Source organism: Microbacterium sp. (assembly GCF_029263575.1).
Lineage (GTDB): Bacteria > Actinomycetota > Actinomycetes > Actinomycetales > Microbacteriaceae > Microbacterium.
The window spans coordinates 1-7301 of sequence record NZ_JAJUFV010000144.1 but is presented as its reverse complement, the minus strand read 5'-3'; the positions used below and the strand labels follow the sequence as shown (position 1 = coordinate 7301).

Genomic DNA, 7301 nt, shown 5'->3' with positions numbered 1-7301 from the left:
GGGTGATCTCGTTCCAGCTGGACGCGATGCCGATCTGCGGTTTGTCCCAGTCGGCGTCGCCCATTCCGACGGCACGGAGCATGCCTCGAGATGTCGTAGCCTCGATGCCGTCGGTGACGACGCGGCTGCGGGGCTTGATGTCTACGGGCGCGGATGAAGAAGGATCTTGCGATGACATGACGGCAGTCTATTCCCGTCCGGAGGCTCGCTCGGACGCGAGCACCTCCAGAAGAGCCGCGATCTGTTGTGGAGTGTCCACACGAAGGGCAGCGGCAGACTCCCCCGGACCGACGCGCACCCCGAGATCACCCGCCTGCAGGACGCGCATGGCGTCTTCGTCTGTCACGTCATCGCCGGCAAAGAGAATACCCGTCGCGGCAAAGTGCTCGCGCAGCCGGTGAATCGCCGCATCCTTGCCTTCCAGGCGTGACGAGAACTCCAGCACACGGTGCCCGACGCGGCGGCGCCAGTGCGGGAACCGAGCCGCGACGAGCGCGTCGATCTCGGTGAAGGCCGCCGCCTCGTCCTCGGGGGTCGCGCTTCGGGTGTGAATGCCCATCCCGAACGCTTTGGGTTCAAGACCAACACCGGCGTAACGGTCGACGATCGGCTGAGCAGCCGCCCACAGCGCTTGCTTTGACTCACCTTCGGGAGAGTCTTCCAGCTCATCGCTGTGAGCGTCGCCGCCCGGGAACCAGTACTGCGCGCCGTGCGAGCCGGCCAGCGCCACGACCGACGCCGGGGTGTGCTCGGTGATCTCCTGCAGATCGTGCATGCTTCGACCAGAGACGTACGCGATGAACGTGTCGGGTAGCGTGGCGAGACGCTCGAGCTGGGCCGTCACCTCCGGCAGCGCCCGCGCGGCCATCGGCTCGGGAACCAGCGGCGATGCCGTGCCGTCGAAATCGAGCGCGACCACAAGCCGCGGCGTCGCTGCGATCTGCCTGACAGCCTCGTCGACGGCTTCGGGGTTCCAGGTGCGGGTCACAGCGATTCTCCTCGTCAGATCGGTCGCCACCAGCCTCTCACGAGCGCGTGGATCGAGATGACGCCAGCGCTTCCAGGAACGATGACGACCACGCGCTCACGTCGTGTTCGAGCACGCGGCGACGCAGCGCACGCATCCGCCGGGACTGCTCGGTCGGGGGCATCTCCACGGCCGTCATGATCGCGTCTTTGAGGAACTCGATGTCGTGCGGATTCACCAGCACCGCCTGGCGAAGCTCGTCGGCGGCTCCGGTGAACTCGCTCAGCACGAGAGCGCCCCGGTTGTCTGCGCGCGTGGCGATGTACTCCTTGGCGACGAGATTCATCCCGTCGCGCAGCGCTGTGACCAGCATCACATCGGCCGCGAGATACAGCGCCACCATCTCTTCGCGCGGAAACGCCTGATGCAGATAGCGAATGGCGGAATGGCCCACGGTGTCGGTGTTGCCGTTGATGCGTCCGACGGCGAGTTCGATCTCATCACGCAGATGCACATACGCATCCACCCGTTCGCGGCTGGGGCTCGCCACCTGAATGAACGTGACGTCCTCGACGTTGAGACGCCCCTCGGCGAGCAGCTCGCCGTAGGCCTTGATCCGGTGACGGATGCCTTTGGTGTAGTCGAGCCGGTCGACTCCCAGCAGGATCTTCTTCGGGTTTCCGAGGCTGTGACGTATTTCAGCCGCCCGTACCTGCACCTCGGGTTTGGCGATGAGCTCGAGGTATGGCGAGGTGTCGATGGAGATCGGGAAGGCCTTGGCGATCACCCTGCGGTGCCCGTCCGGCGTCGGCACAGCGACGGTCGCTTGTTTGACGTCATACTTCAGCCTCCGACGGACAGCCGCGAGGAAGTACGTGGCATCCTGAGGTCGCTGGAAACCCACCACGTCGGCGCCCAACAGGCCGCGCAGCACCTGATCACGCCACGGCAGCTGCGCGTAGAGTCCGTGCATCGGGAAGGGTATGTGGTGGAAATAACCGACCGTGACGTCAGGACGCAGTGAGCGCACCATCTCGGGCACGAGCTGCAGCTGATAGTCGTGCACCCAGACCGTGCCGTTCTCTTTGACAGCGGATGCCGCGGCCTCAGCGAATCGCCGATTCACGGTGACGTAGGCATCCCACCACTCGCGGTGGTACTGCGGCGGCGCGATCACGTCGTGGTAGAGCGGCCAGATCGTGTCGTTCGCGAAACCCTCGTAGAACTCCTCGACCTCCTGCGCGCTGAGCGTGATGGGAACAAGGCGGATGCCGTGCTCGGTGAACGGCTCGAGCTCGACGTCAGGCTGGCCCGGCCATCCCACCCAGGCGCCGTCGACGGCTCGCATGACCGGCTCGAGCGCCGCAACGAGGCCACCCGGGGACGTGCGCCAGGCCTCCGAGCCGTCGTCACCGACCGTGCGGTCGACGGGGAGCCTGTTGGCGACGACAACGAACTCGTAAGCGGTCATAGGGCTCCTTCATCGGCGGTCTGTGCCCTTAGGGTACCGAGTTCACCGCTGAATGCGACTGTAGAAGACGTTGACGACACCGGCGGATACCGTGATCGCCGCGGCGACGATCGGAAGAACGAGAGCCCAGCGGGTGCCGAGGTTCTCGGCAACAGCGCCCGTGACCGCAGCCCCCAGCGACTGCCCGACGATGACGGCCGAGCCGAGCATGGTCATCACCGTCGCCGAGCGTCCCAGCGGGCTGCGCGCGGCACCGAAACTGTACTGCGTTACCAGGGTGGGGCCGATGCCGATCCCGATCACAGCCAGCGCCCACATCATCGATGATGGCGCATCCACGATCAGCACGAGCAGCGTTCCGCACAGCAGGATTCCTGAGAACCACAGCCAGCGTTGGTGCAGCAGAAATCGCGGTGGCAACCAGGCGACTCCCAGCGCCAGCGCCGCGGATCCGACGCCCATGACGCCGTAGAGCAGTCCTGCCTGCTCGGGCACGCCGCGATCGTCCATGAAGGAGGTCAGCGCCGTCAGCATGGTTCCGAAGAAGAGGCCGACGCCCAGGATGCCGACGACCACGACCAGCAGCTGCGGGCGCAGCAACTCACGCGCTCGCGACGGCGCGCGCCCCGAAGCATCACGCTCATGCGAGATGTGTCGGCCGCTCGGATGCAGCGCGAAGGCGCCCACGAACAGCACCGTCAGCGCTGCCGCCCCGACCAACGGCGCCCACGGCGCGATCCATGAGGCGAGCACGCCGACGATGAAGGGCCCGAAGACGAACACCGTCTCGTCAGCTGCCGATTCGTAGGCCATCGTCGACGAGGTTGTGCGGGCGCGCGCTGGCTCCGGTATGCGCTGCGTGATGATCGACACGAGCCTCGAGCGCGATAACGGGGCGACCTGCGGAGCCGTCGCCCCGATGCCGAAGGCGGCGATGAGCACGTAGGCATCGGCCGAGGCTGTGTACACGGCAGAGGTGAACACCAGCAGCATCACGGCGTTGGCGATCGCGAGGATGACCAGCACCGGGCGTTGACCGAAGCGATCAGCGGCGGCGCCCAGCAGCGGTCCGAAGCACGCCGTTCCGACACCGACCGCTGCCGAGGTCAGCCCACCGAGCGACAGCGATTCTCGCGCGGCGACGACCACCGTGAGCACACCGACGACCATCATCGCGAATGGCAGACGGGCGACGAAGGCGACGACGAAGTACGGCAGGCCTGCTTCGCGGAGCAGGTTCGTCTGGGGTGGTGTGGGCGCCGGGGTCATGAATCTCAACGGTCCAGTCTACCGAGCGCCGCCGGAGCGAATGTAGGTTGGAAGCATGCGCTATCTCTTCAGCACCGGCCTCATCGGAGCGATCACCGCTGGCATCTCGCTGTTGCGCGGCACGCGCGAGACGCCGATCACCTGGCGCGCCGTGCTGGCGTGGTTGAGCTGGGGCATCACGGCCGCGCTCGCGATCGGTGCTGTGATCGACATGCGCCGTGAGGAGAAGGGCATCCCGGTCGACGAGGATTCACCGCTGGCGCCGGCGCAGACCAAGCGCGCGAAGAAGGACGCCAAGCGCCTGGAGAAGCAGCTGAAGGCGGCGCAGAAGCGCTGAGACCGCACTGCCTCCCCAGGCGCCCGGCGTATGGGGTGTTCAGCGGGTGAGAATCAGCGCCTCACCCTGACCGCCGCCGCCGCACAGTCCGACCGCAGCCGTTCCACTCCCCCGTCGGGCGAGCTCATGAGCCAGATGCACGACGAGCCGGTTGCCGGACACACCGATCGGGTGTCCGAGGGCGATCCCGCCGCCATGGACGTTCACGATGTCGCTCGAGACGCCGAGCTCGGTCTGTGAGCGTGCGACCACGGCCCCGAACGCCTCGTTGATCTCGACAAGGTCGAGGTCGGCTGCGGTGATCCCCTGCTTCTCGAGCGCACGCTCAATGGCGCGCGCCGGTTGGGCCTGCAGAGAATTGTCTGGCCCCGCCGTCTGCCCATTCGCGCCGATCGTCGCCAGCATCGGCCAGCCACGGGCTTCGGCGTTGTCCCTGGTGGTCACCACGACCGCTGAGGCGCCATCGGAGATCTGCGAGGAGTTTCCCGCCGTGATCGACCCACCCTCGGCGAACGCGGCGCGCAGCTTCGCCAGGGACTGCGTGGTCGTGTCCGGACGGATGCCTTCGTCCTTCGTGACGATGACAGCGTCCCCGCGGCGCTGTGGCACCTCGACCGAGACGATCTCGGCATCGAACACGCCGGCGTCGGTCGCTGCCGCCGCACGCTGGTGGGACAGGGCCGCCACGGCATCCTGCGCTTCGCGCGTGAGTTCGAAACGTTCGTTGTGCCGTTCGGTCGATGCGCCCATGCTCTCGTTGTCGTAGGCGTCGGTGAGTCCGTCGTAGGCCATGTGGTCAAGGACTTCGACGCTGCCGTACGTCCAGCCGTCTCGCGATCCCACGAGCAGGTGCGGAGCGCGCGTCATCGACTCCATCCCGGCCGCGACCACGGTCGTGGCGTCGCCGGTTCGAATCATCCGTGCCGCGTCGATAATGGCGGTGAGCCCGGACAGACAGACCTTGTTCACCGAGTGCGCGGGAACATCCCAGCCGATTCCCGCGCCGATCGCCGCTTGACGCGCAGCGTTCTGCCCGGAACCGGCGGCGAGCACCTGCCCGACGATGACCGCGTCGATGGCGGCGGCGTCGACGGATGCCTGCTCCAGTGCTCCTCGGATGGCGAATGAGCCGAGCTGCGGTGCGCTGAACGAGGCGAGCTGGCCTTTCAGCCGCCCCTGCGGCGTGCGTGCCGCGGCGACGATGACGATGTCACTCATGAGCGCTCCTTCAGATCAGCCGAGACGGTCAGCTCCGGCTCGGTGGCATCGATGACCTCCTGCACGCTGACGCCCGGCGCTGTCTCGACCAGCACCAGGCCCGCGTCGGTGACGTCGATGACGGCGAGGTCGGTGATGATGCGGTGCACGACCGTGCGTCCGGTCAATGGCAACGAGCATTCATTCACGATCTTGGGCGAGCCGTCTTTCGCAACGTGCTCCATGAGGATGATCAGGCGCCGTGCGCCGTGGACGAGATCCATCGCGCCGCCGGGGCCCTTGACCATCTTGCCGGGGATCATCCAGTTTGCGAGGTCCCCGGCGGCCGACACCTGCATGGCGCCGAGAATCGCGGCGTCGATCTTGCCCGCGCGAATCATGCCGAAGCTGGTCGCAGAGTCGAAGAACGCCGTTCCCGGAAGGGTCGTGACCGTTTCCTTGCCCGCGTTGATCAGGTCAGGGTCAACCGCGTCTTCGGTCGGGTAGGGGCCGACGCCGAGGATGCCGTTCTCCGACTGCAGGACGACGTTGATACCGTCCGGCACGTAGTTGGGGACGAGGGTGGGCAGGCCGATGCCGAGGTTGACGTAGGAACCATCGCTGAGCTCGGCGGCGGCGCGTTCGGCCATCTGCTCGCGTGTCAGTGCCATCTCAGGCTCCTTCCTTCGTCGTGTGCGCTTGCGAGACGGTGCGGCGCTCGATGCGCTTTTCGATGTCGGTGCCGACCTCGACCATGCGATGCACGAAGACCCCCGGCAGGTGGATGCGGTCGGGGTCGATCTCTCCCGGCTCCACCAGCGTTTCGACCTGCGCGATGCAGATGCGCCCGGCCATGGCAGCGAGCGGGTTGAAGTTGCGTGCCGCCTTGTTGAAGACCAGGTTTCCGTGCCGGTCGCCGGCGACCGCGTGGACGAGCGAGAAGTCCGTGGCGATCGCCTCTTCGAGAGCGAACTCCTTGGGTGTGCCGTTCACGTCGAAGGTGCGGATGTCTTTCACGGGCGACGCCACGGCGATCGAGCCGTCCGGGTTGTAGCGACGCGGAAGGCCTCCTTCTGCCACCTGGGTGCCGACGCCGGTCTGGGTGTAGAACGCGGCGATACCGGAACCACCGGCGCGAAGCTTCTCCGCCAGCGTGCCCTGCGGGGTCAGTTCAAGCTCGAGCTCGCCCGAGAGGAACTGCCGTTCGAACTCCTTGTTCTCACCGACATACGACGAGGTCATCTTGCGGATGCGTTGCGCATTCAACAGCACGCCCAACCCCCAGTCATCGACGCCGCAGTTATTGCTGACGACGCTGAGGTCTGTCGTTCCCTGAGCGAGCAGCGCCTCGATCAGAGCAATCGGGTTTCCTGAGAGCCCGAACCCGCCCACAGCCAGCGAGGATCCATCCGGAATATCGGCGACGGCTTCCGCTGCCGATGCCCATTGTTTGTCGATCACCTAGCACTCCTTCGTATGACGTCTGTCTCCAGCATCCGCCTCGGAGCATCTGTGGGCTAACCCGGGTCTTGCGATGTGGACATCATCACCGATAGCGTCCACATTATGAACACGTCGGCTCGCACTGTTCCCGGCACCCAGGCGGTGGCGCGCGCTGCAAACCTGCTTCGGCTGGTGACGGCGGGCGGCGAGCATGGTGTGAGTCTGCGTGATCTTGCCCAGAGCGCCGAACTGTCACGATCCACCGCGCACCGCCTGCTCAGTGCTCTGCGCGCAGAGGGCCTTGTCGACCGCGACGAGACGAGCGCCCGGTGGATGCCCGGACCCGAGCTGTTTCTCATGGGATCCGTGGCCGCGACCCGGTACGACGTCACCGCCCTCGCCCGCGACATCGTTCGTTCACTCGCGGTGAAGACGGAGGAGAGCGCATTCCTTTCGGTGCGGCGCGCCGACCAGACCGTGTGTCTCCTGCGCGAGGAAGGCTCGTTCCCGATCCGCTCCTTCGTGCTCAGCGAGGGCGTTCGATTTCCGCTCGGCGTCGCCAGCGCCGGACTCGCGATCCTGTCGTTTCTGCCCGACCACGATGTGGATGCCTATTT

The 7301-nt window shown here is 66.4% G+C and carries 8 protein-coding genes and 1 pseudogene; 2 read left to right on the top strand and 7 right to left on the bottom strand.

From position 1 onward, the window contains the following. From Q1J95_RS12790 to Q1J95_RS12775, 4 genes and pseudogenes are all read right to left on the bottom strand, one after another. Positions 1 to 178: pseudogene (locus tag Q1J95_RS12790) on the bottom strand (dihydroxy-acid dehydratase); the annotation flags it as partial. 9 nt (positions 179 to 187) lie between these two features. Continuing rightward, a complete protein-coding gene (gene otsB / locus Q1J95_RS12785) occupies positions 188 to 988 on the bottom strand; it encodes a trehalose-phosphatase (RefSeq protein ID WP_300268146.1) in 801 nt (266 codons plus the stop codon). 37 nt (positions 989 to 1025) lie between these two features. Further along, positions 1026 to 2438 carry a trehalose-6-phosphate synthase gene (locus Q1J95_RS12780; protein ID WP_300268143.1) on the bottom strand — a complete coding sequence of 471 codons (1413 nt, stop codon included), beginning with the start codon at positions 2436 to 2438 and terminating at the stop codon, positions 1026 to 1028. A gap of 42 nt (positions 2439 to 2480) precedes the next feature. After that, positions 2481 to 3707 carry an MFS transporter gene (locus Q1J95_RS12775; RefSeq protein WP_300268147.1) on the bottom strand — a complete coding sequence of 409 codons (1227 nt, stop codon included), beginning with the start codon at positions 3705 to 3707 and terminating at the stop codon, positions 2481 to 2483. A 55-nt stretch (positions 3708 to 3762) separates the two neighbouring features. On the opposite strand from Q1J95_RS12775, the gene Q1J95_RS12770 reads away from it, so the two are divergent. Further along, positions 3763 to 4044 (top strand): hypothetical protein, encoded by a 282-nt coding sequence (locus Q1J95_RS12770; protein ID WP_300268142.1) that lies wholly within the window; start codon positions 3763 to 3765, stop codon positions 4042 to 4044. Between the two features lie 39 nt (positions 4045 to 4083). On the opposite strand, the gene Q1J95_RS12765 is transcribed toward Q1J95_RS12770, so the two are convergent. From Q1J95_RS12765 to Q1J95_RS12755, 3 genes are read right to left on the bottom strand one after another with little or no spacing between them, the layout of a single operon-like run. After that, the gene (locus Q1J95_RS12765) at positions 4084 to 5262 is read right to left on the bottom strand and encodes an acetyl-CoA C-acetyltransferase (RefSeq protein ID WP_300268140.1); all 1179 of its coding nucleotides are present in this window, start codon (positions 5260 to 5262) and stop codon (positions 4084 to 4086) included. After that, positions 5259 to 5912, bottom strand: coding sequence for a CoA transferase subunit B (locus Q1J95_RS12760; protein ID WP_300268139.1), 654 nt, complete (start codon positions 5910 to 5912; stop codon positions 5259 to 5261). Before Q1J95_RS12760 ends, Q1J95_RS12765 begins: the two co-directional genes overlap by 4 nt. A 1-nt stretch (position 5913) precedes the next feature. Next, positions 5914 to 6702, bottom strand: a complete 789-nt coding sequence (locus Q1J95_RS12755; protein WP_300268137.1) for a CoA transferase subunit A — start codon at positions 6700 to 6702, stop codon at positions 5914 to 5916. A 105-nt stretch (positions 6703 to 6807) separates the two neighbouring features. Between Q1J95_RS12755 and Q1J95_RS12750 the strand changes: the two genes are divergently transcribed. Continuing rightward, on the top strand, positions 6808 to 7301 hold a 494-nt coding region (locus Q1J95_RS12750; RefSeq protein ID WP_300268135.1), incomplete at its 3' end, for a helix-turn-helix domain-containing protein.

Bases quoted from the DNA above. Each gene is read 5' to 3' on its own strand.
- Q1J95_RS12760 (WP_300268139.1), bottom strand. From the start codon at position 5,912: ATGGCACTGACACGCGAGCAGATGGCCGAACGCGCCGCCGCCGAGCTC.
- Q1J95_RS12780 (WP_300268143.1), bottom strand. From the start codon at position 2,438: ATGACCGCTTACGAGTTCGTTGTCGTCGCCAACAGGCTCCCCGTCGAC.
- Q1J95_RS12765 (WP_300268140.1), bottom strand. From the start codon at position 5,262: ATGAGTGACATCGTCATCGTCGCCGCGGCACGCACGCCGCAGGGGCGG.
- Q1J95_RS12770 (WP_300268142.1), top strand. From the start codon at position 3,763: ATGCGCTATCTCTTCAGCACCGGCCTCATCGGAGCGATCACCGCTGGC.
- Q1J95_RS12775 (WP_300268147.1), bottom strand. From the start codon at position 3,707: ATGACCCCGGCGCCCACACCACCCCAGACGAACCTGCTCCGCGAAGCA.